This window comes from Paenibacillus sp. T2-29 (genome assembly GCF_052921365.1).
Window position 1 is genome coordinate 219,174 of sequence record NZ_JBREVE010000003.1, and the last position, 22,853, is coordinate 242,026.

Genomic DNA, 22,853 nt, shown 5'->3' on the forward strand with positions numbered 1-22,853 from the left:
TAATATACGTTATTATGCGCACTTCAAGGCAGATCAGAGATTATATCTCAGATCTGCCTTATACATATTTAAACGGTTTTACTCACACAATGAAGGGACAGAGAAGGAGGCTGACCCCCAAATGAGTACACGACGGAAGCTACACATGAGAAATATAATAAAAAAGGCTTTAAAGGCATCACGCAACCGGAAGAATTCGTCTTATGCGCTTGTACACCATGCAAGATCTAGAATGCAAATAATCGTAGTGCTTTGTATTTCAGTCTGTATGTTATTTATGGTCTGTAAAACTGCTGTTGCCGAAGCAATAGACCAACAGAACCAGCAGCAAAAGAGGGTTGCTGTCATTATTGATGATCTAGGAAACAACATGAAAGGTACCAAGGAGATTTTAAATTTACCTGTCAAAATCACCGTTGCTGTAATGCCCTTCCTGCCAACAACCAAACAGGACGCTATGGAAGCGCATAAGCGTGGTCATGATGTTATCGTCCATCTTCCAATGGAGCCCAAGCAGGGCAAGCCTGAATGGCTTGGACCTGGAGCAATCAAGGCTAATATGACGGATGAAGAAGTACGCGCCAAGGTGACCGCAGCTATCAAGGATGTTCCTTATGCCATAGGAATGAACAACCATATGGGCTCCAAGGTCACCTCAGACAAGCGCATTATGTCCATCGTTCTTGATGTTTGTAAGGAACATGGACTATTTTTTGTTGATAGCCGAACTAATTATTGGTCAGTGGTGCCTGAACTTGCCGCTAAAAAGGGAATGCCACCGGTGCGAAATGATGTTTTTTTGGATGATGTTCATACACTCGCTCATGTGAATCGGCAACTTAGCAAAGTGGTTGAATGGTTGGCAGAACACGACACCTGTGTAACGATTGGACATGTTGGCGTGTCCGGCATGTATACCTCCTCAGGGCTTCATTCATCGGTTCCTAAATTAAAGGAACATGCTCAGTTTGTAGGCATTAGCGATCTAGTGCGTGATGTATGGGGGTGGACAGGAGATCCAGCCACGAATACTACCACGCCGTCAGATGGGCAATAATGCCTTCGGCAATAGCTTCAGCAATCCTTTTTTGGCCGCGATCCCCAGAAAGTAGGGCTCTGTCTTGTTCGTTGCTGATAAATCCGGTTTCCACTATTACAGCGGGATGTTGAATTTTATTCAGAAGATAAAAGGGTTTTCCGTATATGGTTTGTCTATTCATGCAAAATAAGCGGTTTAATGAACGCTGGATCTGCTCAGCTAACATATAGCTGCTGCCTTCATCCTGATACAGTACAATGGGTCCACGTTTTTCGGCACGTTTGGCCCAATTGACATGCAGGCTTACAACCACAGCAGTGGGCAGTTGTTCTGTTAAGCTTTTACGTTGGGCGAGGTCTTTAAGATGCCGCGATTTGGACTGCAACCAACGGTTATCATCACTCAGTGCGTAGTCCTTGTCCCTATTTAAGACAGCAGGGTAACTCTGGGAACGTAAGATCAAGTACAGTTTTTGAGCAATGGCGAGATTGATATCTTTTTCCAGAAGTCCTTTGTGACTTGTTCCACCATCCACACCGCCATGACCTACATCTATCAAGACCACGGGCTTGGCAAAAGCATGATAGGAGCGGTTAAACGGGGTCTCTGTATGCTTGTTTGTGTCGGTGCTTTTCTCGCCAGGCTGAGTAGTTGCATAAGCAAATGGGGCAAATACAGCGCTACAAAGGATGCAAAAATTTAACCCCAGCCCGGCCAGGCACATCTTCTTTAACTTTTTATTCAACACGTTCTATTCCTCCAATGGACGAATTGATTGTTTACTGAAAACCATGCATAACAGACGTCAAACCTAAAGTAGCGTAGCTGTCTTCAAATATAACAATAAGCCTTGAGGAAACTGTTATATTGAAGATAGTATGTTCCATTTAAGGGAAACCATGCATAGTTATCCCGCAAGGGTTAGAGCTGCTGAAAACTGTGCAAGCTAGTGGTATCTGAACCTAACGTGTAATTTGGTATTTCCAAGATACGGTGATCGGAAATGTTAGGTCAGATGAAGGAGGTCATGGAGGATGGCGAAGAGTGACGAACTGGTGACGTATATTACAGAGCGGATTGTGCGTTATATGGAAACGCCGCGCGATGTTCGACGCAGCCAAAAACAAGCCAAGGAGCCGTGGGTAAGCAAATGGTTTGGAATGTTGCCTCTCGCTCTGAAAATGTGGATAAAATCCACACGCAGAGGGCGAAGAGAGCAACGTTAAACACGCCAAAGAGACCACAATAGGCATGGGGTATGCCATTGGAGGTCTCTTTTTATGTTGTTTAGGGATAATTTCGAATTATTTTTAATGGTCCTAAAACTACTAAGATTCCAAACGGTAAAATTGACCATGAGGCAACAGCTGTTTTAGTGGCACAAATCGGGAAAGTCCATCGTGGTAGGTTAATGCATATAAAATGGGTTCGGACGGATGATCTGAAGATATCCAAGCTTGAAACCCGCTAATGGATAAGGGTCCCCCAAAGGCAAAATTGATATTTGTGGCAGAAAAAATCATACGTGGTGAATTACTTAGCGCGTCCATAAATTGGTCTGTGTCATAAATGGAAATTTTTTGCTTAGGTTGAAGCCAACCCAGATCCTCATAGGGATTGAAAGGATCGGACGAGACAGTAACTGCCTGTGCCTGCGTTTTCGAAAAGGGTGTAGGTGAAGAAATCGCGTTGTTCTGAAGCTTATGTTTCCAACTCCCATCTGCTACTTCTACAGGTAGCGGATCGCCAGTAACAGCATCAATACATATTTGGCTACCCGTAGAGGAACGCACCAGCCAATAGGCTAAAAGTGGTTCCTCATACATAGGTGTAATTTGCAGCTTGTCGATAGAAGAAAATTCGGTTTCTGTGAGCGACTTGAGGGATTGGCGAAGTATATCCATACTATAAGGTCCGCCTGGACCATTCCCGTATTCGTTGAGTTGATAAGCGCCGTTTGGGTCTGATCCGATAATCAGGTAGCCAATGTATTCTCCTGCATGGTTCACTTGAACAAGCCAGCTATGGGTTCCAGGTCCAAGCGGATGGTAGCTGAGCTCGGCGTCTTTCCACGAAGCAAAAGGGGGCTGCGACGATAGGGATTGTACGGTGTCGGCTGCTGTCCGTTTCACGTCCTCAGGCACCCCTTGTTGCTGAGCAGGAAGCTTTGATGAAACGTCACCCGGGGAGGCAGAAGGAGTAGCAGGACTCATGGATTCCATTGGAGGAACCCACGAGCTTTCGTTGTAGTTGGGTGCTGAGCTTAAATTGCTTTCTTGAACGGCTGAGGGAGCCGCATGAATGGAAGCGAACGGACAGACTGCGGACAGGCCGATCAGTACAGCTGCGATCATACCTACGCTATAATGCCCGGAATGATTTTTCTTCAATGGAATCCACCTTTCTGTCGGATGACTTGCCGACGGAGGCATTCTTTTTTAACTAGCATACAGCCTGTCCGATGAAAAGACTGCTGCACCCTGTCGGCGCAAATGTCGTATCCAGGTTCGCTTTTTGCTGTCGATACATAGGAGACAGGCTAGACTACGCTTGTGTTTGCAGCAGCAGAAACTGATGTAGGCTGAAGCAAGATGTTACAACTTGACGACATGTCTGCAACCAACCTGCGAAGGAGCGTGAGATATCAGTTACCGCAGATGAAATATGCCGCAGTTAATGGCGGATACGAGTACCTTTGGCTCATATTGCCATACCATTTCTTTACGACGGGCTTGATGCTGCTCTAATACGGATTCTTTTTTATCCTCTTCCTCTTTCTGTTCCTTGATTAGGTCATCGTAGTAGTGGTCTATGACCTCTAGTTCCTCGCGCAATCGTTCCTTCGCCTGCTCAGCCCAATCATAATCTTGCTGTCGGAGCTGTTCGGTGAGATAGTTTTCAAGCGAGGTGGAAGCCTCAGGGACAGATAGCTGTGCCGGCTGTACATGCATATTGCCTGCCAGTAGTGGGCTGAGCTGCCGAGTTTCGAGCATAGCGCCAAAATTGGTTACAATAGTGCCGCTTTTGAGTGAAATCCCTAGCCACTGAAGTTCCTCACGCTTCAGATCGCAGGCAAACTCAATCTTGTAGCAGACGCTGAGCCAAGCTTCATAGACTACGGGAGAACGGGCAGACAATTGACGGGCATCAGGCTGCTCGAACAAATAAACATATTTTCCTCCATCCCGAGCGGCTTCAAAAATTTGATGCAGCCGACGGCTTCCGTATCGAAGCTCCTCCTGCATAATGCGACCAGGCCCTAATTGCGGTAACGTCGGTACATGACCGAAGTAACGCCCCATGACCTGATCTTGTGCTGCGTTGCCAGCTACAGGAGCTGGTGGCGTCTGATCCGCTAAACGTTCCTGTTCTGTCCGATAGGCTTCCCCATCAAAGATGAATGTGAAGGACATCGTCTGCGCTGGAACGCCAGTACGCTCTACGTATCCCCAATAGTAGGGACGATTTGTCAAGGCTTTATCTGCCTCTGGAGACAGCTTGACAGTTACATGGTGGGGAGACCTCTCAATGATGCTGCACCCGGTAGCTTCCAGATAGGTGTGGACAAAACGCTGGACTTGCTGTGCATTCATAGTCAACGCTAGCGACCTCCTTTCACACTGCGTCGAGCTTTGGTTGGAGAAGCTGCATCACCTGTTAAGCCTAACAAATCCTCGGTGACACTTGAGCTTACTCCTGTTAGCCGTCCCTTAGGCTGCTTTGTTCCAGCTGACTTATCGGTTGCTACATTTGGAGTGACTGACGGGTCTGTGCGGATTTGTTCTATTTCTTGTTTAATGGAATCCAGCGAGTGGCCTAACTTTTGCATTTTTCTGCGAATTTCATCATCACTGCTGGACTCAAGCATGATTTTATATAAACTTTTCTCAATGGATTCTTTTTTCTCAAACTTTTCCAAAATAACGTCCAATCCGCCAATGACCATTTCAAACATATTAATCTTTTCGTGCAGCAGGTGCAGGATATGCTCCTCAATCGTTCCGGTAGTGGACAGGTTGAAGATATTCACATCATGCTTCTGTCCAAGTCGATGCACCCGTCCAATCCGCTGCTCCACGCGCATGGGGTTCCACGGTAAATCGAAATTAATCATGTGGTGACAAAATTGCAGGTTAATACCTTCACCACCTGCTTCAGTGGCAATCATAACCTGAATGCGACCACGGAACAGATCCATCATCCAATCCTTGCGACCTCGGTTCATACCCCCTCGGTAAGGAACAGCAGACAGTCCGCGATCACGGAAATAGTTTAGCAAATACTCCTGTGTGGCCCGATATTCTGTAAAAATAATCACTTTTTCGTTCATCTTCCGGATAAGCTCAAGCGCTTTTTCTGCTTTGGAATTGGCCTTGATCGCTTTAATGTGTGCGACCAAGTCCCAGACACGATCGCGTAGAGGAGAGTCTGGAGCCATCTTTTTGGACAAATTGACCAGCGTGACGAACACAGCGTCCCGGCTACTGCACACTTCCCGTTGAAGGGTAACGAGAGACAGCATGCTGCTTAAATTTCCGCCATTCGCTTGATATTGCTCTTTGACAAAAGAGGTCACCCCATCGTACAGCGCTTGCTCTTCTGGCGAAAGCTCCAAGTGAATGTTGGAAACATTTCGTTTAGTGAATTGAACTGGCCCTTCTCCACGACGATTGCGGATCATGACTTTAGACAGCTCATCCTTGAGCTGATCTTCATTTTTGGGCAGACGTTTATCTACAACAAAGTTTGCTGAAAAATCGCCTTGTCTTCCTAATTGACCGGGCTTGAGTAACGTGATCAGATTAAACAGCTCAGATAGATCGTTTTGTACAGGTGTAGCTGTCAGGAGCAAACAATATTTTTTACGCAACTTCATAATGAACTGGTAGTTGGATGTTTTTTTATTCTTCAGCTTATGAGCCTCGTCAATAATGAGCAGGTCATAATCGGTATCTAGCAGGATGTTACTATGTGGCTCTCTTTTGGCCGTATCCATGGAGGCTACGACGACCTCGGAAGACCAAGAATACGCTTTTTTCTGGGCGACTGCGGGAATGCCGAATTTGCTATTCAGCTCACGCACCCATTGTAGGACCAAAGAAGCGGGTACAAGAATAAGCACTTTGGAAGCCAGCCCGCGAACCAGATATTCCTTAAGGATCATTCCAGCTTCAATTGTTTTGCCAAGGCCGACTTCATCGGCAAGAATGGCACGTCCAGACATCTCAAACAGTACTTTCCGAGCGGTATCGAGTTGATGGGGCAGAGGAGTGAGGTCTTGCAAATGCTGAAGACATTGAAGCTCATCAAAGCTCGGCACCAGCTTGGCCTTTTCCGCCTCGATGGCCAGCTGATACAGATCCCAATCTCCCCAGGGGCCTCCCTTGTGCAGGCGTTGGTCCAGCTCGTCCTGCCAGCTGCGGTCAAATTGTACCGGAACAGGCAATGGTGCTTGGTTTTGTGTGTGCTGGGAACTTGTCGGTTTGGCTTTCATGATGATTCCCTCCCTCCTGGTAGTAGCACAGTTGAAGCTATCGGCTCTGTCACATATATGGCATCTATTTTGCACAGATCGTAGATGTAGTATGGACGGAAAAAGATATCTTCATAACAGGAGGGATGAAATCCTTTAGTTGCCTTCCATTAACTTTTGGAGTTTACTTTCCGTAGAAGTTTGCGCATTAGGGGTGTAAATGCTGCAACGGAGATCGACACTGCCTTGTACCTGAAGGGAAGTCAGGTCAAATAACATTTTGCCAGCCTTGGCATGACGAAATTCAATGAGCACTTCGGGAGCGGAGCTTACCTCACTCTGATTCCAAAGCTCGTTAAACTCTGGGTAGGCCTCGCTCATATTTTGTATAAATTGAGCATACCAGGGGTCTGTCACGTATTGCCCGTAATAAGCGCGAAAAATGGCAAGAAACCCCTTTACAAAGTGCTCCCAATTCACGGCCAGACTTTTAAACTCCTTTTTGGTAAATAGCAGTTCGATCATATTGCGTTGCTCATGTGGTAGCTCGGCAAAATCCATAAAAACATGAGCAGCAGCTTCGTTCCAGCCGACAATATGGCAGCGCCGATCTGAAATAATAGCAGGACAGTAGTGCAACTCTTGTACGATCTTTTGCAGAGATGGAGATATGATCGCCTGCTCTGCAGAAGCAGGAAGGTTATGAGACCCGGCTTCCAGCGCTAAATCGTACAAATATTTACGCTCATCCGTGTTCAACTGCAAGGCAGCAGCAATAGCATCCAACACGGAGGCGGATACTTTAATATCCCGACCCTGCTCCAGCCAGGTATACCAGGTTGTACTGACACCTGCTAGTTGAGCGACTTCTTCTCTGCGCAAACCTGGTGTTCTGCGACGTGACCCTGGGGGAAGACCAACCATATGCGGGTGTAGGCGGGCCCTTTTTGTTTTCAGAAAAACAGATAGTGCTTCCAGACGTGCTTCCGTTTTCATAGGTATTTTCTCTCCATTCAATGAGTGTATCTGAGGTAATTAAATCAGGCGCTTACTATAGTAGTGTTCATTATACCAGGATAAACAAACACTTGTAATAGGATAAGACGGGGGTAAAATGAGGATTATAAGTAAGCCATCGAGCAGGAGGAATGAATAGCTTATGCAAAGAGTAGTGATAACAGGTATGGGTGTCGTTTCGCCATTGGGCAATGAAGTAGACACGCTATGGAACAATTTGCTGGAGGGCCATTCAGGTATACGTAAAATTAATTCATTTGATGTGTCCGATTTAAAAGCACAAATTGCTGGACTGGTACAGGATTTTGATGCAGAAAAACAGTGGGGGCGTAAGGATGCCAGACGAATGGATCGATTTACTCAGTTTGCATTATATGCGGCAGAGCAAGCGCTCAAGGATTCTGGCCTGGAACTAGATCGCACTGATCTGGAGCGTGTAGGTGTATATGTGGGATCAGGAGTCGGCGGTTTGGATACGTTGGTAGACAATGTGGACGTGCTGCTACATCGTGGTCCAGGCAGAGTTAGCCCGACGCTGGTACCTATGATGATCTCGAATATGGCTGCTGCCCAAATTAGTATCGCGTTTGGAGCAATGGGTCCTACGCTTTCACCTGTAACGGCTTGTTCAATTGGGAACACTGCAATTGGAGAGGCATTTCGAACCATTCGTACAGGAGATGCGGATGTCATTTTTGCCGGTGGAGCTGAAGCGGCGGTGTCTCGATTGGCTTTGGCAAGTTTCGCTAATGCAACTGCCTTGTCGACACGTAACGAGGAGCCTTCCACAGCAAGTCGGCCGTTTGACAAGAATCGGGACGGTTTTGTCATGAGCGAAGGAGCAGGCATCTTGGTGCTGGAGTCGCTGGAGCACGCTACCCGGCGTGGTGCAGAAATCTATGGTGAGGTCATCGGTTATGGAGCGAGTTCGGATGCCTATCATATGGTTGCACCGCATCCTGAAGGAACCGGAGCTTATCTAGCAATGAAAGCGGCCCTTCATTCGGCTCGAATCTCCCCTGAAGAAGTGGACGTGATCAGTGCTCACGCAACGAGTACGGCTGTAGGGGATATCGCTGAAACCTTGGCGATTCACAAGCTGTTTGGTGACTATGCCTATCAGATTCCGGTAACCGCGAATAAGTCCATGCTAGGTCATATGCTAGGAGCCGCAGGCGGTGTCGAAGCGATTGCGCTTGTTCAAAGCCTTCGAGAAGGTATCATTCCGCCAACGATGCATCTGGACAATCCAGACCCTGTTTGTGATCTGGATTATGTGCCTCACGAAGCGCGCAAGGCTTCGCTAAATATTGGGTTATCTAATTCTTTCGGCTTCGGTGGTCATAATGCGGTCATTGTGCTGAAACGCTATGAGTCATAATATGTAATGAGTATTGAAGCCTCAGATGCTATATTCGGCTGGATCTAGCATCTGAGGTTATTTTAATTTAGGCATCATAGATTTAATTTAAATAATAGATAGAGTAAGATGGAGGAAAACATTTGGAGGGATGAAGCCATGATTATCATCAGGAACATAGAGCCAGCAGACGCTGAAGCGTATTGGAATTTAAGACTGGAAGCCCTAAAAATGAATCCCGAAGCTTTTGGAACCTCCTATGAGGAAGCTGTACAAGTTTCGTTATTTGATATAGTGAAGCAAATACAAAATAAGAGGGATCATTACATACTTGGTGCATTTACAAAGGATCATCAGCTGGCTGGCATGACCGGGTTTAGAAGAGAACACAAAATTAAGACACGGCATAAAGGAACGATTTGGGGAGTGTATGTACCACCGATTTACCGAGGCCAGGGGATCGCTAAGAAACTTTTATTGGAAGTTATCAGTCGAGGTAGAAAAGTGGAAGGATTGAAACAAATCAATTTGAGTGTGGTGGCTGCCAATCAAGCAGCTGTTGAGCTTTATAGAAAATTGGGATTCAAAACTTATGGTATTGAAAAGAACGCTTTGGAATATCACGGTCAGGGATATGATGAGGAACTCCTGGCTTATTTTTATTAAGGGTGAAAGGTTTTGAAAAAATGAAAATCGATCGATTGCTTTCTATCGTCATTTTGCTGCTGAAAAGAAATAGAATACAAGCAAAGGAACTCGCTGATTTGTATGAGGTTTCAATTCGGACGATTTATAGAGATATTGAAGCGATTAGTCTGGCTGGTATCCCAGTAGTAACTTTTCAGGGAGCAGGTGGGGGGATTGGCCTGATGGAAGGATATCGTCTGGATCGCAGTATGCTGACGGATCATGATATCAAGGACATTGTGATGGGCCTACAGAGTTTGTCCTCGTCGTTGGGAGGTCCCAACGTATCCCGGTTACTTCATAAATTTGAAAGCATTATACCAGAGTCTGAAAAAGAGCAATTTAGTGTCCGTACCACACAGTTTATCGTCGATCATTCGGGATGGGGAAATCAGTCTGTCCAGGAAGCTAAATTAATAAAGGTAAAAGAGGCAATGAGTCAAGCGCGTACGGTTGCTTTTGTCTATCGAAATGCGGAAGGAACCCGAACGAAGCGGAATGTGGAACCACATACGCTTGTGCTGAAAGGGCAACAATGGTTTGTGTATGCGTATTGTCCCGACAGGGGGCAGTTTCGGTTGTTCAAGCTTTCTCGTATGAGTGAGCCTGTAGTTACAGAGACGGCTTTCACCCGCAGGGATCTTTCTGATGAAGTGCTGCCGTGGAATGAGGGACGGATGACGGCATCCAGGGATGTACAACCGTTTACGCTACAATTTAACCGCAACTCAAGACATCTGGGGGAGGACTGGTTTGGTGTGGAAGCATTGAACGAGCAGGAGGAAGGAATTTACACGGTTTCGGTTCCGTTTCCCGAGGATGCGTGGGTGTACGGATTCATTTTAAGCCTCGGACCGGATGTGGTTGTCAAAGAACCGGCTCATTTGCGAGACAAGATTCATAAGATGGCGTTGCGTATTGCGTCTAATTATGAAGAAGGCTAGGAATTATAGAGTAAATCTTAGATTAAAGTAAAACGAACCTGACCCATAGTTGTCAGGTTTGTTTCGTTATACTGGTGGCATACCAGATATGAGTTAGCGAAAGGGGATTTATGAGAATGGATAAAGCTTGTCAAAGTTGCGGGATGCCGCTGGAGCATGAGGATCAATATGGAACGGATGCACAACATAATAATACAGATGAGTATTGCAAGTATTGTTACAAGGAAGGTGCATTTGTACAGCCTGACTTGACGATGGAGGGAATGATCCAGCAGTGTGTGCCGTTTCTGGTAGAAGAGGGAATGCAGGCAGAAGAAGCGACTTTGATGCTGCGTAATTACCTACCGAATTTGAAGAGGTGGCGGTCTTCAGAGAATACAGAGCTTCAATTTGATGGACCCATTCGTGAGGAGTACCGAGGTGAAATCCATTTAATTGGACTAAAAGCACGTACCAATAATCAGAAGGAACAAACGCCCCACGGGATCATTCCAAGCATGTGGGAACGTTTTGTAGGTGAGAATGTGGCAGGTCGGATCAGGGGTCATGAAGGACTTGCTTCCGTCTATGGTTGCTATACTGACTATGAAAATGGAGCTCTGGGCGAGTATACATTTTTTATTGGAAAGGAAGCGGCTGAGGACTTCCAAACTCCTGACGAGCTTGAAGAACTTGTAATTCCGGCTGCACGCTATGCTATTTTTCAGGCAACCCATGAACCTTCTTCTGTCTTCCGTGTATGGCAGACAATTTGGGCATGGGCTGCCACGGGACAAGGGGAGCGGACCTACACAGGTGATTTTGAAGTGTATGGCAATCCAGATGAACCCGTTTTAATTTATATTGCAATTAAGTGATGATCTACAGTAGAAGAGAACCGCCTAGGCCGTTATTGAGGCCCAGGCGGTTTTTCGTTGATCCAAACCATATGGGTTTACCATCAAGTTGAACGTCGAGTCACCGCCCAAAAAATGAAAGCTAGAGCACTGACACCAGCCCCCAATAGACAAACTCCATTCCACCCAGCATAGGTATACATGTGAGTGGAGGTAATGGCTCCAGTGGCGCTACCGATGGAATAAAATATCATGTAGCCTGCGGTAAGTCGGCTCCGTGCTTCAGGGCGAACGTTAAAAATCAAGCTCTGGTTTGTGACATGTACAGCCTGTACGGCCAAGTCCAAAAGAATGACACCAAGAGTTAAAGCGAATAGAGAATGCTCGGTGTAGCCTATAGGTAGCCAGGACAGCAGCAATATAACTAGTGCGATACCTGTCGTTCGTTGTCCCAAGCCTTGATCGGCAAGCCGCCCTGCTTGTGCTGCTGCTAATGCTCCGGCGACTCCAGCCAAGCCGAAGGCCCCAATTGCAGTGTGTGAAAGAGAAAATGGGGGGGCACTGAGAGGTAATACAAGCGAAGTCCACAGTATGCTGAACGCTGTGAAAATGAGCAGCGCAAGGACAGCACGAATACGCAGAATTCGTTCTTGGACGAACAGTGTGATAACCGAGCGAAGTAGCTGCGCATAGGAAAGTGTGGCGCTTGTGGGTTCGTTCTTGGGGAGCACTCGCAATAGAGCCACAGCCATAAACAGCGTAAGTACAGCAGAAATAAGGTAAACTGAACGCCAGCCTGCCAGATCAGTTAATACACCAGCAACGGTTCGTGCGAGTAAAATGCCGATAACGACTCCGCTGGTTACCAGCCCTACGACCTGCCCGCGTTCAGTCGGATTAGCCAAGGTCGAGGCGAATGCCACGAGTGTTTGAGTCACAACAGCCAGCAGTCCAACCATTGCCATTCCCATAAGCAGTATTGTACGGGTAGGGGCAAAGCTAACCAGGATTAATGCCAGCACAGATAGCAGCATTTGTCCTGTAATCAATCGCCGTCTGTTCAAGAGATCGCCAAGCGGGACGAGCAGCAGCAGTCCTAACGCATAACAAATTTGCGTGACGGTAATAACGATACCGACTGATGAGTGTGTAATGCCAAACTCGTGCGCCAGCGCATCCAGTAATGGCTGTGCATAGTAAATGTTAGCGACAGCCAGCCCGCAGGCTATAGCAAACAAGAGTGCCACAGACCGGGACAGAACCGGAACGGGGGCTATTTCGGCAGTGTTTGCTATCGTTTGATGGGAGAGGGGGAGAGCGTTTTCTTCTGACGTCTTCATTTTCACATACCACGTCGCTTTCTGTGATTTGCATACTGATCAGTATAATATACTGATTGGTATGTAATGATTTTAGGTCAATGTAACTCTCATCCATAAGATTTGTCAAGAGTTTAACCCGTATATATTTGACAGCCGCTTCTGGAGATCATACAATCTTAATATACTGAACGATACGAAAAGAAGGGGAAAAGTATGGTTCGACCACGAGAATTTGATGAAGATCAAGCGTTGGATGCAGCGATGCAAGTTTTTTGGGAAAAGGGTTTTGAGGCCACATCTTTAAGCGAATTAACCTCGCGTATGGGAATACAACGCCCCAGCATATATGCTGCCTATGGGGATAAAAAGCAATTGTTCGAAGCTGCGCTGCGTAAATATACGCAATCTCATGCAGCTTGTGTAAGGGCTAAACTGCAAAATAGTTCATCTGTAAAAGAAGCATTTTACAATTTTTTTGGAGGAGTGGTGGCAGAAGAGTACGAGGAGGGGTCCAATAAGGGATGCTTTTGCATCAATACAATGGTAGAACTAGCCCCTCATGATGAGAGGTTTGAAATTTTAACCAGAGAACATCAGATGTATCTCTCTGCTGTCTTTCAGGAGACCCTCGAACGTGGTATTCAATCTGGGGAGCTTGAGGTGACTATAGATGCACGAGCTTTGGCACACACGTTGGTCTCTTTGTTAATCGGGATAACCGTGATGATGAAGTCACGCCCAGAGCGTTCTTTTGTGGATCATGCGGTTGCGACCGCACTTATGTTGTTGGATGAAAAATAACTTAGGACTGGAGAACACCTGGATGCCACACATAAAAGCTATTCAAACGCCGCTTGGCGAATTGCATGGGCGGGATGCGGTCTATTTGGATCAGGTTCATATGAATTATGCGAAGAAAGAGCTGGTTTTGAAGGGAGAGATTAATGGGGGGGTGGCGTCAGAAGCAGTAGACGATTTTGTACCCTATGAGCTTATATTTACAGGAATCTACTATTTTAATATGATTGAACTGGATGTGGCTTTAGACATGCCTGAGCAGAAGTATACGCAAGGTAGCAGTTTTGATGAGCTTACAGATACGCCATTATTAGCTACAATAGCTAGTGCACGGGGGAAGAATCTAAAACACTTTCTGTTGAAAACCTATGACGATGTTTTAGAAATCGCTTGTAGAGACTATAAGATGATTATATAACAAAGCTGGTTTTTAGAAGAGAAGGAGGACCAATGGATACCCAAATTGAACGATTTAACGTGATCATACGTGTGGTGCAAGGGGATATTACCTGTTGTAAGGCGGATATTATTGTCAACGCTGCAAATACAAGCTTGCTGGGTGGCGGTGGTGTAGATGGTGCAATTCATAGAGCTGGTGGTCCGGCTATATTGGAAGATTGTGTCCGAATCAGAAACAAGCAAGGGGGATGTCCGGTAGGAGGCGCAGTTTATACGACGGCTGGCAAGCTGGAAGCCCAATATGTTGTTCATACTGTCGGCCCTGTGTGGAATGGTGGCGACCATCAGGAAGAAGAGCTATTGGCGACATGCTACCGTCATACACTGCAATTAGCTTTAGAATTGAATGCACGCAGCATTGCTTTTCCCAATATCAGCACAGGCATCTACCGATTTCCGAAAGAAAAGGCGGCCGAGATTGCTATACAGGAAGTGACACGTTTTGTACAGGAACATGCTGGGTTGAATGAGATTATTTTTGTTTGTTTTGATGCGGAAAATGCTCAGTTATATAGCCGTAAGCTACAGTCACCTAAAGATTATTTTTTAGTATACATACTTAAGCTCCTCATTTAACTTAATCCAACGAATGAATTGATGTAAGAGTGCTCAACTGGAGGTGTGTTATGCTGGTTAAGCTGATAAATAAGATCCCGCGGGATTGGCTTGTATTCATGTATAAGCATACGCCGTTCATTCGATTGAAAAATGCATTGGTGTACCGGGCACAACATAAATTTTTAGTTGCTGTGCTGGGCATTTTCACGAACGATGCCGGGGAAGTGCTACTATTAAAGCACGTATACCGGAAGCAACCGTGGGGAATTCCCGGCGGCTGGATGGAGCTAGAGCAGCCGGAAACCGCCTTACGGCGCGAAGTCCGGGAAGAAACTGGGCTGGAGGTAGAGATCACCTCATTGGCGCAAGCCCAGTTTGGCCAGTTGCCGAACCGCGTGGATCTTATTTTTACAGGCCGGGTTATCCCGGGTACCTTTCGACCAAGCGCTGAAATCTCCGACATTTGTTACTGCCGCATAGGGGAATGGCCGGAAGGCTTGCCACCACACCAGAAAAAGCTTATTCAGAAGCTGCTGAAGTAAATGTTCACCTTATGCTCATGTTCAGTTCATGCGATGGAAAATCGGTTTACAGGCGTTTCAGGAATACGCTGATGCGTTCCAGAGCCGTTTCCAGCTGTTCACGTGATGACGCATACGAGCAGCGGATAAAACCTTCGCCGCCTGGGCCGAATGCGGAACCCGGGACCGTTATAACTCCTTGTTCTTCCAACAGTCGTTTGGCAAACTGTTCTGAGCTTAACCCTGTGTGCATAATGGAGGGAAAAGCATAGAAGGCACCATTTGGTTCATGACATGGAAGCCCTGTCTGACAGAGGGCAGCAACGAACCATTTTCTACGTTGATTGTAGGACTCCATCATACGATCTTTTTCCTCCAGCCCGTTGCGCAGGGATTCAATAGCGGCAATTTGCCCGATAATAGGCGCGCACATGGCTGTATATTGATGGATTTTCAGCATGGCCGAAATCAACTCTTTCGGACCGCATACATAGCCGACCCTCCAGCCTGTCATGGCAAATGCTTTGGAAAAGCCGCTGATGAGCAGGGTGCGTTCTTTCATTCCTGGCAGAGAAGCGAAACTTACATGCTGCTGTCCATAGGTCAATTCAGCATAAATTTCGTCCGATATGACGATCAGGTTATGCTCCTCAACCAAACGGGCAATGGGTAGCCAATCCTCATAGGTCATCACCCCGCCAGTTGGGTTGTTCGGATAACAGAGAATAAGCACTTTGGATCGTGGAGTCAGCTTGGATTTGAGCGCCTCAGCTGTCAGCTTAAACTGCTGGTCAGCAGACGTTTCAACCGTTACGGTATGTCCTCCGTTCAAAAACGTAATAGGCGAATACGAAATATAACAGGGAGCTGGGATGAGTATTTCATCGTGTGTTGTGATGAGGGCGCGTAGCGCCAAATCCAACGCTTCACTACTGCCAACAGTGACCATAATTTCATCTGCCGGGTTATAGGATGTGCTGAAGCTGCTCTCCAGATATCCGGCAATTTCCTCACGAAGCTCAGGGAGACCTGCATTGGGTGTGTATGAGGTTTTACCATTTTCCAGTGCTGCGATACAGGCTTTTCTCACATGTTGAGGAGTTACAAAATCAGGTTCACCAACACCAAGCGATACGATATCTTTTCTGCCTGCACTATATTCAAAAAACCGACGGATACCTGAAGGCGGCATTTCCCGTACAGCCGGAGTCAAAAAATCAGTTATAGATACTGCTGTCGATACATTTGTCATGTTGATTCCTCCTTATTGAAAAACAAAAAAACCCGCCCCTGTAAAAGGGACGAGTTTATACCCGTGTTACCACCCTAGTTTCATTCCATAGGAAATGACACTCTGTTCACGTATCCATCAATACGTGTTCCGGTTAACGCTGGAAAGGCGGCAGAGCTTACTTCAGGTTCAGCCCGCTTCTCAGAGATGGCGTTCAGCTACCCTCGGAATGTTGGCTTTCACCTGCCCCAACTCTCTGCAAATCCGCTGTATAGCTTACTCGTTCTCGTCATTGAAATTTGTTGCCGTATCAATTTAGGTGTAATTATAAGCACAACATTTCAGAATGGCAAGTCTTTTTTTATAAATTGTAAAGACAGGGGCATCATCATTGACGACTGGAAGATAACGTATATAGTGGTATCAAGGGGAACTGTACCCCAAAATTCACTGTGTTAAGACTATATTGGCTAGAGAGGGATGGTATCCATATGAATGTATTTGAAGGCTTTAACGACAAGGTTTTGCCTCAAGGATGGGGCTGGATCAACGAACCGACTGTATGGAGCTTCGATGAATTCAAGGCTTTACAAGTATCTGCACCTTCACAGGCAGATTTTTTTAGAGATCCGTCCGGCGCCGTTATCAAATCGTCCGCTCCTTTTTTGCATACCACCCTTCAAGGAGATTTTACAATATGGACGAGGGTTCGTGTCGATATGAAGCAGCCCTATGACTCAGGATGCTTGATGGTGATGGCTGATGATACTCATTGGGCTAAAGTGTGCTTTGAATACTTTGAGAATACCCCCTCGATCCTAAGTGTGGTTACACGGAATACATCCGATGATTGTATATCGGGGGCGATGGATGCTTCTAATCCGTATTTGCGAGTAACACGAGCTGGAAATTGCTTTGCCTTTCATTATTCATCGGATGGTCAGCATTGGAAACTGGCCAGATATTTTGGGATGAATGTTCCCAGCCAGCTAAAAGTTGGGGTTGTCGCACAATCTCCAGTAGGGGAGGGGTGTAATGTTACCTTTGACGCTTTGACAATAACAAACCATGTGTTCGAGGATATACGAAACGTGGAATAAATAAAAGCCCTCTCTATATATGAAAGCGCTATATAAGAAAGTTAAAAAGACGTAAATACGTGTTTTTAGGCAGGAGGTAGATGGAAGTTTGCTGTTAAGAAGGAAGGGTTACAAGCTGCCCGGTTTGTTGGGGGTGATGCTTGTAGCTACATTGGGCTGTTTCGGACTCATTATGTATCTACAGTCCACAAGCGGGACGAGGATATATCAATTTCTGTACTGGGACATATTCCTGGCCTGGGTTCCGGTGTTTATTTCATTGTTAATGGTGGCTTTATCCAAATTACGATATGCAAAAGTGAGAAATATTCTTTTATTTTTCGCCGCATGGGTATGGTTGTTCTTTCTGCCGAATGCTCTTTATCTAGTGACCGAGTTACTACATGCATTCCGTTTTTACGATGTGAACCCTGGTACGCGTTTTTGGTTGAACACTCAATTTTGGCTAATCTTATTTACGTCCTTTTCAGCCGCTGGAATTGGTCTTTTTCTTACATCTCTTTGTGTATTGATGATCCACCGTATGTTGAGGAAGATTTGTTCAGGGTGGCTCGCATGGGTTGTAGTCTTTGTGATGTTGTGGTTGGCCAGCATAGGTGTATATATAGGCAGATTTGCACGCTGGAATAGTTGGGATGTGTTGCTGCAACCGCTGGTGCTTTTTGCGGATCTTTGGAGCTGGGCAGTAAATGCAGGGGAGAAGCTTCATTTACTGTCTTTTAGCTGGCTGGTGTTTGGGATGGTGCTAATCTTTTATCTATTTATCTATATCTCTTTACGTGAGGATTAGGATTGAGGCCGAGGACCTGTATTCAATGAATACAGACTTCGGCCTTTTTATCTGTGACGAGTTAGGAGTTGGAGTTATCTTCTTCGTGTACATCATAAAGCACGCGCACAAGCAAATCTTGGCTGAAATTTCCGAATCTTTTACCAAAAATAGTGAGCCCTCCTTTGTTTTGCGATTGATCGGATACGGATAAACGCAGTGTAATATCGCTTTTGTAATCAAGTCCGATATCGTCTATTGTGACTTCTGATATACGACACCCGTCAATGAAGCTTCCATGTTGATTGATGCGAATTAACTTCAGCATGCCGTACTGATTCAAGTGTGGAGGCCACCAGTCGGGATTGAGGACCCCCGGAACAGCTCCAAAATCGCCTGGGCTCGTCCAGTGACCGATGGCAATACCATTTACATGAAAACAAATATCAGACGGATAGTCCTCACAATAACACGGTGCTTCTGACCCCAGCTCCGCGGAAAATTGAATTTCGGTAAAGGATTGATTCGCTTTCAAGTAGTTAGGAATGCGGTATTCCAGAAAACCTTCTGCCATCCAGATCATTTCAGAGTCCAGTCGCGCGGGATCTGCAAAATAGCGTGGGTCATCAAAATCGCCGATAATGCTGTCTTTGGTCACTAATCCACAAGTAGGAACTGCCTGGTAGTTACTATAATGACCGATGCGAATTTCTACCTCATATACATTTTTTTGTTCTCTGCTGCGCAGATCTACCATTAGCTTTTCCTTATTTAAATAACACATTTTTCGGGTCCCGTGTTTACCGCTTACGGTATTGATTTCCACAAGTCCGCATTCTTCCAGTTTGCGAATATGCATCGTAATGGTGCCGTTACTTAAATTCAGCTTGCTCGCAATATCATTCATACTTTGTCCTTGAACAGCAAGTAATTCAAGAATTTGAATGCGGATTTCCGAGCCCAATGCTTTGAAAATATCTAACCCTGACATTAAATCCTTAATATAAATCATAGCTATAGCCCATCCTTATCTATAAAAAGTGTGATGTAAGCGCTTATATTTTTACTTTGATTTATGTTAAAATAAAATCATAAAGAAGTAAACTGCTTTTATGTAAATTTTTTTTACTAAAAGAAGAAGAGAGGAAATCGTGTTCTAAAATAAAGCCTTTTTTATAAAATAGATCGCATTTAAGTTTTTTTAATTAGATTTTATTAATAAAAATACTTAAATGCGATTTAATTTCACTTTTTAAGTTAATCCAATCTATGTTTTATAATTATTTAAAAAGATTGAAAAATGCATTGACGAACCGTAGAATGGCGTGCTATATTTTATTTGTAAACGAATTCATTATTGATAAAGGTAAATGTTAATTATACGGTACATGAGAGGGATGATAATCACAGCGGCAATCAACAACGGGTTGTGTACCGCACAGTTAAAGATTAGGCCGAGTAGTATGAAGTTAATTTAACACTTAATGTATGCGGTTTCATTTTAATTTTAGGAGGGGTCGCGTTGACAAAGAAAAAAGGTTTTGCGCTAACAATGGTTGTTCTGTTGTTAATGGTTGCTGCACTGGCAGGCTGTAGTGGAGGAAGTTCCAGTAGCGATGGAAGCAAGGAATTGACTTTCATGTTCCGTGGAGGAACGGATGAGCAGAAGGCTTATAAGGATGTTATCAAAAAATTTGAAGAAGAACATCCTGGTGTGAAGGTTAAAATGGTTGTGACGGCAGCAGATCAATATGCTACAAAGCTTAGAGCTGCAATTACAGGTAATAATCTTCCAGATATTTTTTATTTTGCCCCTGGGGATTTGAAAGCTTATGTTAACAGTGGGGTGTTGAAGGATCTGACACCTTATATTGATAAGAGCAAGGATATAAATCTGGATAACATCTGGAAATACGGTGTGGATTTGTATCGCTATGACGGTAAAATGGCCGGTCAGGGAAATATTTACGGTATGCCGAAGGACTTGGGTCCATTCGCTTTGGGTTATAACAAAACCATGTTTGAAAAAGCAGGTGTTCCATTGCCTGACAAAGACAAACCATATACATGGGATGAGTTCATTAAGGTTAACCAAGAGCTGACCAAAGATACCAACGGTGACGGCAAGCCAGATCAATACGGAACAGGCTTTAACGTTCAGTGGGCATTGCAAGCCTTTGTATGGAGTAATGGTGCTGATTGGCTGGATGAGAGCAAAACCAAAGTAACAATTGATGATCCGAAATTTGCGGAAGCGCTTCAGTTCTTTGCTGATATGCAAAACAAATATAAAATTACACCTGGTATTGAACAATCACAAACATTGGACACATATCAACGCTGGATGAAGGGCGAAATGGCTTTCTTCCCAGTAGGTCCTTGGGATATGAGTACATTTGAAAAACTGCCATTCGAATATGATTTGTTGCCTTTCCCAACTGGATCGACTGGCAAACCGGCAACATGGATTGGTTCTCTGGGTATCGGTGTTTCCTCTAAAACAAAATACCCGGATGAAGCTGTAGAACTGGTTAACTATCTGACTACTTCCAAAGAAGGCATGAAGCAGCTCGTAGATGCCAAGGTACAAATTCCGAATCTGCTCGATATGGCTGATGAATGGGCCAAAGACACAAAAACAAAGCCTAACAACAAACAGGAATTTATTGATATCGTAAATGACTATGGACGCTCATTACCAGGTAACTATACGTATAACGCAGAATGGTACGATATTTTCTTCACAGATATTCAACCTGTGCTGGATGGCAAAATTACGGCAGCAGATTATGTGAAACAAGAACAACCGAAGATGCAGAAACTGCTGGATAAAGCGGTGGAGCAAGAGAAAAAATCACAGAAATAATGCGCAAATAGAGGAAAAAAGGATGATGTTAGTGGCTGAATATCATGCTGCTAACATCATCTTCATTCCAAATCAGAAACAGAGGTGAGCCCTGTGATAACCAAATCTAATCTCTACCGCAAAGAGAAGATATATGGATACTTATTTATTCTTCCGCCTATTCTCGGTCTGCTAATCTTTACGTTGTTCCCGTTTGTCTATTCGTTATACGGCTCTTTTACAGACTGGGACGGATTAGGACAAATGAACTTTATTGGGTTCGACAATTTTAAGGATTTATTTAGCGATGAACTCTTTTACAAATCGATGTACAATACTCTTTTCTTAATGTTGGGTATTCCAATTGGTCTTGTACTAGCTTTACTGCTGGCACTGGGGTTGAATCGCAAGATTCCAGGTACGACGACATTTCGTGTGATTTATTATATTCCGGTCATTTCTTCGTTGGCTGCTGTTTCTATTATGTGGAACTGGGCTTACAACGGAGATTATGGTTTGGTGAACCAATTCCTTGAACTGTTCGGTATTAAAGGACCTAACTGGCTGATGGATAAGGATACAGTCAAACCGGCCTTGATTCTCATGACTGTATGGAAAGGTCTCGGATATACAATGTTGCTGTATCTGGCTGCACTGCAAAGTGTATCTCGCTCTTATTATGAAGCAGCAGAGCTGGACGGAGCTAGCGGATTCCAAATGTTCCGCAATATTACATGGCCAATGGTGAAACCAGTAACCTTCTTCCTGGTCGTTACCAACATTATTGGTGGTTCGCAAATCTTTACTGAAATGAACATTATGACACCTACAGGAGGTCCGGAATATTCATCCGCCTCAATTGTCTTCTATATTTGGGATAAGGCATTTAAAAACCTGCAAATGGGATATGCCTCCGCGATGGCTATGATTCTCGGCATCTTCATTTTTATCGTAACTTTGATTCAATTTAAAATGAATGAAAAATCGTCCTTTGATGGGGATTGATTTTCGCGGAAAGGAGTGAAGCTGATTATGTCCCATAGTCAAAAAACGAAAGTTACCAATATCATTATCTTTATTGTACTGGCGATTGGAGCGATTGCGATGATCGCGCCGTTGCTTTGGATGTTGTCCACTTCGGTAAAAGAAAAGCAGGATGTCTTTGCACTTCCACCAGTATGGATACCAGAGGTGTTTCAGTTCGGTAAGTACAAGGAAATTTGGGAAGCAGGTCCTCTGTTAAGCGGGATCAAGAACAGCGTGATTGTGGCTGTAAGTGTCACGGTTGTGGGTACCTTCACATCTAGTGTGGCCGCTTTTGCATTCGCAAAGCTGAGATTCCCTCATAAAAATAAACTGTTTTTGGCACTCATCGCATCCATGATGATTCCTTACCCAACAGTTATGATTCCACAGTTTATGATGTTCTCCAAACTTGGCTGGATAGATACGCTGTTGCCTCTGATCGTTCCCGGCTTGTTCGGTAATGTAGTTATGATCTTTTTCCTGCGGCAGTATTTGCTCAGTGTACCAGATGCTATTATCGAAGCTGCTAAAATTGACGGAAGCTCTTATTTCCGACTTTATTCGTCGATTACGTTCCCACTCATTAAGCCGGCAGTTGCTGCACAGCTGATCTTATGGTTTATGGGGATTTGGAACGATTACTTGGCACCGATTATTTACTTGAACTCACCAGAAACGCAGACATTGCAGCTGGTTATCGCGAATTTTAATGCGACTTACGCCATTCAGACAGACTATCCGCTTATTATGGCAGCTTCCATTATAGCCTTGTTACCTGTGTTGATTATATTCCTAATCTTCCAGAAACAAATTATTGAGTCGGTTGCCATTTCAGGTGTCAAGGGTTAATTGACACTCGCACTTGGAC

23 protein-coding genes and 1 other annotated feature are annotated in these 22,853 nt (G+C 44.9%); of the genes, 15 read left to right on the plus strand and 8 right to left on the minus strand.

What is annotated here, in order from left to right:
* Positions 1 to 121 precede the first annotated feature (121 nt).
* Entirely contained in the window at positions 122 to 1,057 is a 936-nt protein-coding gene (locus ACU1JV_RS10625) for a divergent polysaccharide deacetylase family protein (RefSeq protein ID WP_064963174.1), read from the plus strand.
* On the opposite strand, the gene ACU1JV_RS10630 is transcribed toward ACU1JV_RS10625, so the two are convergent.
* Entirely contained in the window at positions 1,032 to 1,787 is a 756-nt protein-coding gene (locus ACU1JV_RS10630) for an N-acetylmuramoyl-L-alanine amidase (RefSeq protein WP_064963173.1), read from the minus strand. The two genes, ACU1JV_RS10625 and ACU1JV_RS10630, sit on opposite strands and share 26 nt — an antisense overlap.
* A 286-nt stretch (positions 1,788 to 2,073) precedes the next feature.
* Between ACU1JV_RS10630 and ACU1JV_RS10635 the strand changes: the two genes are divergently transcribed.
* Positions 2,074 to 2,265 carry a YqzE family protein gene (locus ACU1JV_RS10635; protein ID WP_025364580.1) on the plus strand — a complete coding sequence of 64 codons (192 nt, stop codon included), beginning with the start codon at positions 2,074 to 2,076 and terminating at the stop codon, positions 2,263 to 2,265.
* Positions 2,266 to 2,367: 102 nt separating this feature from the next.
* On the opposite strand, the gene ACU1JV_RS10640 is transcribed toward ACU1JV_RS10635, so the two are convergent.
* The 4 genes from ACU1JV_RS10640 to ACU1JV_RS10655 all read right to left on the minus strand — a co-directional run bounded on the left by ACU1JV_RS10640 (position 2,368) and on the right by ACU1JV_RS10655 (position 7,508).
* Positions 2,368 to 3,429: a hypothetical protein gene (locus ACU1JV_RS10640; protein ID WP_413985924.1), complete on the minus strand. Its 1,062-nt coding sequence runs from the start codon at positions 3,427 to 3,429 to the stop codon at positions 2,368 to 2,370.
* Between the two features lie 258 nt (positions 3,430 to 3,687).
* On the minus strand, positions 3,688 to 4,638 hold the full coding sequence (locus ACU1JV_RS10645; RefSeq protein WP_064963171.1) for a YqhG family protein: 951 nt from the start codon (positions 4,636 to 4,638) through the stop codon (positions 3,688 to 3,690).
* A gap of 2 nt (positions 4,639 to 4,640) precedes the next feature.
* Positions 4,641 to 6,533: a DEAD/DEAH box helicase gene (locus ACU1JV_RS10650; RefSeq protein ID WP_064963170.1), complete on the minus strand. Its 1,893-nt coding sequence runs from the start codon at positions 6,531 to 6,533 to the stop codon at positions 4,641 to 4,643.
* Positions 6,534 to 6,668: 135 nt separating this feature from the next.
* Positions 6,669 to 7,508 carry a helix-turn-helix transcriptional regulator gene (locus ACU1JV_RS10655; RefSeq protein ID WP_025676923.1) on the minus strand — a complete coding sequence of 280 codons (840 nt, stop codon included), beginning with the start codon at positions 7,506 to 7,508 and terminating at the stop codon, positions 6,669 to 6,671.
* Positions 7,509 to 7,671: 163 nt separating this feature from the next.
* On the opposite strand from ACU1JV_RS10655, the gene fabF reads away from it, so the two are divergent.
* The 4 genes from fabF (at position 7,672) to ACU1JV_RS10675 (ending at position 11,377) form a co-directional block, all read left to right on the plus strand.
* Entirely contained in the window at positions 7,672 to 8,910 is a 1,239-nt protein-coding gene (gene fabF / locus ACU1JV_RS10660) for a beta-ketoacyl-ACP synthase II (protein ID WP_013370534.1), read from the plus strand.
* Between the two features lie 138 nt (positions 8,911 to 9,048).
* A complete protein-coding gene (locus tag ACU1JV_RS10665) occupies positions 9,049 to 9,555 on the plus strand; it encodes a GNAT family N-acetyltransferase (RefSeq protein ID WP_013370535.1) in 507 nt (168 codons plus the stop codon).
* 20 nt (positions 9,556 to 9,575) lie between these two features.
* The gene (locus ACU1JV_RS10670) at positions 9,576 to 10,520 is read left to right on the plus strand and encodes a helix-turn-helix transcriptional regulator (RefSeq protein ID WP_040103748.1); all 945 of its coding nucleotides are present in this window, start codon (positions 9,576 to 9,578) and stop codon (positions 10,518 to 10,520) included.
* Positions 10,521 to 10,636: 116 nt separating this feature from the next.
* Positions 10,637 to 11,377: a zinc ribbon domain-containing protein gene (locus tag ACU1JV_RS10675; RefSeq protein WP_337682344.1), complete on the plus strand. Its 741-nt coding sequence runs from the start codon at positions 10,637 to 10,639 to the stop codon at positions 11,375 to 11,377.
* Between the two features lie 83 nt (positions 11,378 to 11,460).
* On the opposite strand, the gene ACU1JV_RS10680 is transcribed toward ACU1JV_RS10675, so the two are convergent.
* Positions 11,461 to 12,696 (minus strand): MFS transporter, encoded by a 1,236-nt coding sequence (locus ACU1JV_RS10680; protein WP_090735665.1) that lies wholly within the window; start codon positions 12,694 to 12,696, stop codon positions 11,461 to 11,463.
* Between the two features lie 195 nt (positions 12,697 to 12,891).
* On the opposite strand from ACU1JV_RS10680, the gene ACU1JV_RS10685 reads away from it, so the two are divergent.
* Genes ACU1JV_RS10685 through ACU1JV_RS10700 form a run of 4 tightly spaced genes read left to right on the plus strand, consistent with a single transcriptional unit; the run spans position 12,892 to position 15,035 of the window.
* The gene (locus ACU1JV_RS10685; RefSeq protein WP_413985925.1) at positions 12,892 to 13,479 is read left to right on the plus strand and encodes a TetR/AcrR family transcriptional regulator; all 588 of its coding nucleotides are present in this window, start codon (positions 12,892 to 12,894) and stop codon (positions 13,477 to 13,479) included.
* Between the two features lie 22 nt (positions 13,480 to 13,501).
* On the plus strand, positions 13,502 to 13,894 hold the full coding sequence (locus ACU1JV_RS10690; RefSeq protein WP_040101636.1) for a hypothetical protein: 393 nt from the start codon (positions 13,502 to 13,504) through the stop codon (positions 13,892 to 13,894).
* Between the two features lie 32 nt (positions 13,895 to 13,926).
* Positions 13,927 to 14,511, plus strand: a complete 585-nt coding sequence (locus ACU1JV_RS10695) for an O-acetyl-ADP-ribose deacetylase (protein WP_413985926.1) — start codon at positions 13,927 to 13,929, stop codon at positions 14,509 to 14,511.
* Positions 14,512 to 14,561: 50 nt separating this feature from the next.
* Positions 14,562 to 15,035: an NUDIX hydrolase gene (locus ACU1JV_RS10700; RefSeq protein ID WP_413985927.1), complete on the plus strand. Its 474-nt coding sequence runs from the start codon at positions 14,562 to 14,564 to the stop codon at positions 15,033 to 15,035.
* 46 nt (positions 15,036 to 15,081) lie between these two features.
* On the opposite strand, the gene ACU1JV_RS10705 is transcribed toward ACU1JV_RS10700, so the two are convergent.
* Positions 15,082 to 16,266 (minus strand): aminotransferase class I/II-fold pyridoxal phosphate-dependent enzyme, encoded by a 1,185-nt coding sequence (locus ACU1JV_RS10705; protein WP_413985928.1) that lies wholly within the window; start codon positions 16,264 to 16,266, stop codon positions 15,082 to 15,084.
* A 42-nt stretch (positions 16,267 to 16,308) separates the two neighbouring features.
* Positions 16,309 to 16,547: a binding site (T-box leader), on the minus strand.
* 189 nt (positions 16,548 to 16,736) lie between these two features.
* Between ACU1JV_RS10705 and ACU1JV_RS10710 the strand changes: the two genes are divergently transcribed.
* Positions 16,737 to 17,345, plus strand: a complete 609-nt coding sequence (locus ACU1JV_RS10710) for a DUF1349 domain-containing protein (RefSeq protein WP_413985929.1) — start codon at positions 16,737 to 16,739, stop codon at positions 17,343 to 17,345.
* 88 nt (positions 17,346 to 17,433) lie between these two features.
* The gene (locus ACU1JV_RS10715; protein WP_413985930.1) at positions 17,434 to 18,135 is read left to right on the plus strand and encodes a DUF1361 domain-containing protein; all 702 of its coding nucleotides are present in this window, start codon (positions 17,434 to 17,436) and stop codon (positions 18,133 to 18,135) included.
* Positions 18,136 to 18,196: 61 nt separating this feature from the next.
* Here ACU1JV_RS10715 and ACU1JV_RS10720 read toward each other — a convergent pair whose 3' ends face one another.
* On the minus strand, positions 18,197 to 19,126 hold the full coding sequence (locus ACU1JV_RS10720) for an ArsR/SmtB family transcription factor (RefSeq protein WP_013370546.1): 930 nt from the start codon (positions 19,124 to 19,126) through the stop codon (positions 18,197 to 18,199).
* Positions 19,127 to 19,636: 510 nt separating this feature from the next.
* Between ACU1JV_RS10720 and ACU1JV_RS10725 the strand changes: the two genes are divergently transcribed.
* The 3 genes from ACU1JV_RS10725 (at position 19,637) to ACU1JV_RS10735 (ending at position 22,834) form a co-directional block, all read left to right on the plus strand.
* The gene (locus ACU1JV_RS10725) at positions 19,637 to 20,980 is read left to right on the plus strand and encodes an ABC transporter substrate-binding protein (RefSeq protein WP_013370547.1); all 1,344 of its coding nucleotides are present in this window, start codon (positions 19,637 to 19,639) and stop codon (positions 20,978 to 20,980) included.
* A 93-nt stretch (positions 20,981 to 21,073) separates the two neighbouring features.
* Complete coding sequence (locus ACU1JV_RS10730; protein ID WP_013370548.1) at positions 21,074 to 21,964, plus strand: carbohydrate ABC transporter permease; 891 nt, start codon at positions 21,074 to 21,076, stop codon at positions 21,962 to 21,964.
* 27 nt (positions 21,965 to 21,991) lie between these two features.
* Positions 21,992 to 22,834, plus strand: coding sequence for a carbohydrate ABC transporter permease (locus tag ACU1JV_RS10735; protein ID WP_013370549.1), 843 nt, complete (start codon positions 21,992 to 21,994; stop codon positions 22,832 to 22,834).
* Positions 22,835 to 22,853: the final 19 nt, after the last annotated feature.

Excerpts from the sequence above, each read along its gene's own strand:
- ACU1JV_RS10655 (WP_025676923.1), bottom strand. The coding sequence starts at position 7,508 with ATGAAAACGGAAGCACGTCTGGAAGCACTATCTGTTTTTCTGAAAACA.
- ACU1JV_RS10685 (WP_413985925.1), top strand. The coding sequence starts at position 12,892 with ATGGTTCGACCACGAGAATTTGATGAAGATCAAGCGTTGGATGCAGCG.
- ACU1JV_RS10705 (WP_413985928.1), bottom strand. The coding sequence starts at position 16,266 with ATGACAAATGTATCGACAGCAGTATCTATAACTGATTTTTTGACTCCG.
- ACU1JV_RS10700 (WP_413985927.1), top strand. The coding sequence starts at position 14,562 with ATGCTGGTTAAGCTGATAAATAAGATCCCGCGGGATTGGCTTGTATTC.
- ACU1JV_RS10690 (WP_040101636.1), top strand. The coding sequence starts at position 13,502 with ATGCCACACATAAAAGCTATTCAAACGCCGCTTGGCGAATTGCATGGG.
- ACU1JV_RS10710 (WP_413985929.1), top strand. The coding sequence starts at position 16,737 with ATGAATGTATTTGAAGGCTTTAACGACAAGGTTTTGCCTCAAGGATGG.
- ACU1JV_RS10720 (WP_013370546.1), bottom strand. The coding sequence starts at position 19,126 with ATGATTTATATTAAGGATTTAATGTCAGGGTTAGATATTTTCAAAGCA.
- ACU1JV_RS10665 (WP_013370535.1), top strand. The coding sequence starts at position 9,049 with ATGATTATCATCAGGAACATAGAGCCAGCAGACGCTGAAGCGTATTGG.
- ACU1JV_RS10635 (WP_025364580.1), top strand. The coding sequence starts at position 2,074 with ATGGCGAAGAGTGACGAACTGGTGACGTATATTACAGAGCGGATTGTG.
- ACU1JV_RS10650 (WP_064963170.1), bottom strand. The coding sequence starts at position 6,533 with ATGAAAGCCAAACCGACAAGTTCCCAGCACACACAAAACCAAGCACCA.
- ACU1JV_RS10735 (WP_013370549.1), top strand. The coding sequence starts at position 21,992 with ATGTCCCATAGTCAAAAAACGAAAGTTACCAATATCATTATCTTTATT.
- ACU1JV_RS10675 (WP_337682344.1), top strand. The coding sequence starts at position 10,637 with ATGGATAAAGCTTGTCAAAGTTGCGGGATGCCGCTGGAGCATGAGGAT.
- ACU1JV_RS10680 (WP_090735665.1), bottom strand. The coding sequence starts at position 12,696 with ATGAAGACGTCAGAAGAAAACGCTCTCCCCCTCTCCCATCAAACGATA.
- fabF (WP_013370534.1), top strand. The coding sequence starts at position 7,672 with ATGCAAAGAGTAGTGATAACAGGTATGGGTGTCGTTTCGCCATTGGGC.
- ACU1JV_RS10695 (WP_413985926.1), top strand. The coding sequence starts at position 13,927 with ATGGATACCCAAATTGAACGATTTAACGTGATCATACGTGTGGTGCAA.
- ACU1JV_RS10670 (WP_040103748.1), top strand. The coding sequence starts at position 9,576 with ATGAAAATCGATCGATTGCTTTCTATCGTCATTTTGCTGCTGAAAAGA.
- ACU1JV_RS10625 (WP_064963174.1), top strand. The coding sequence starts at position 122 with ATGAGTACACGACGGAAGCTACACATGAGAAATATAATAAAAAAGGCT.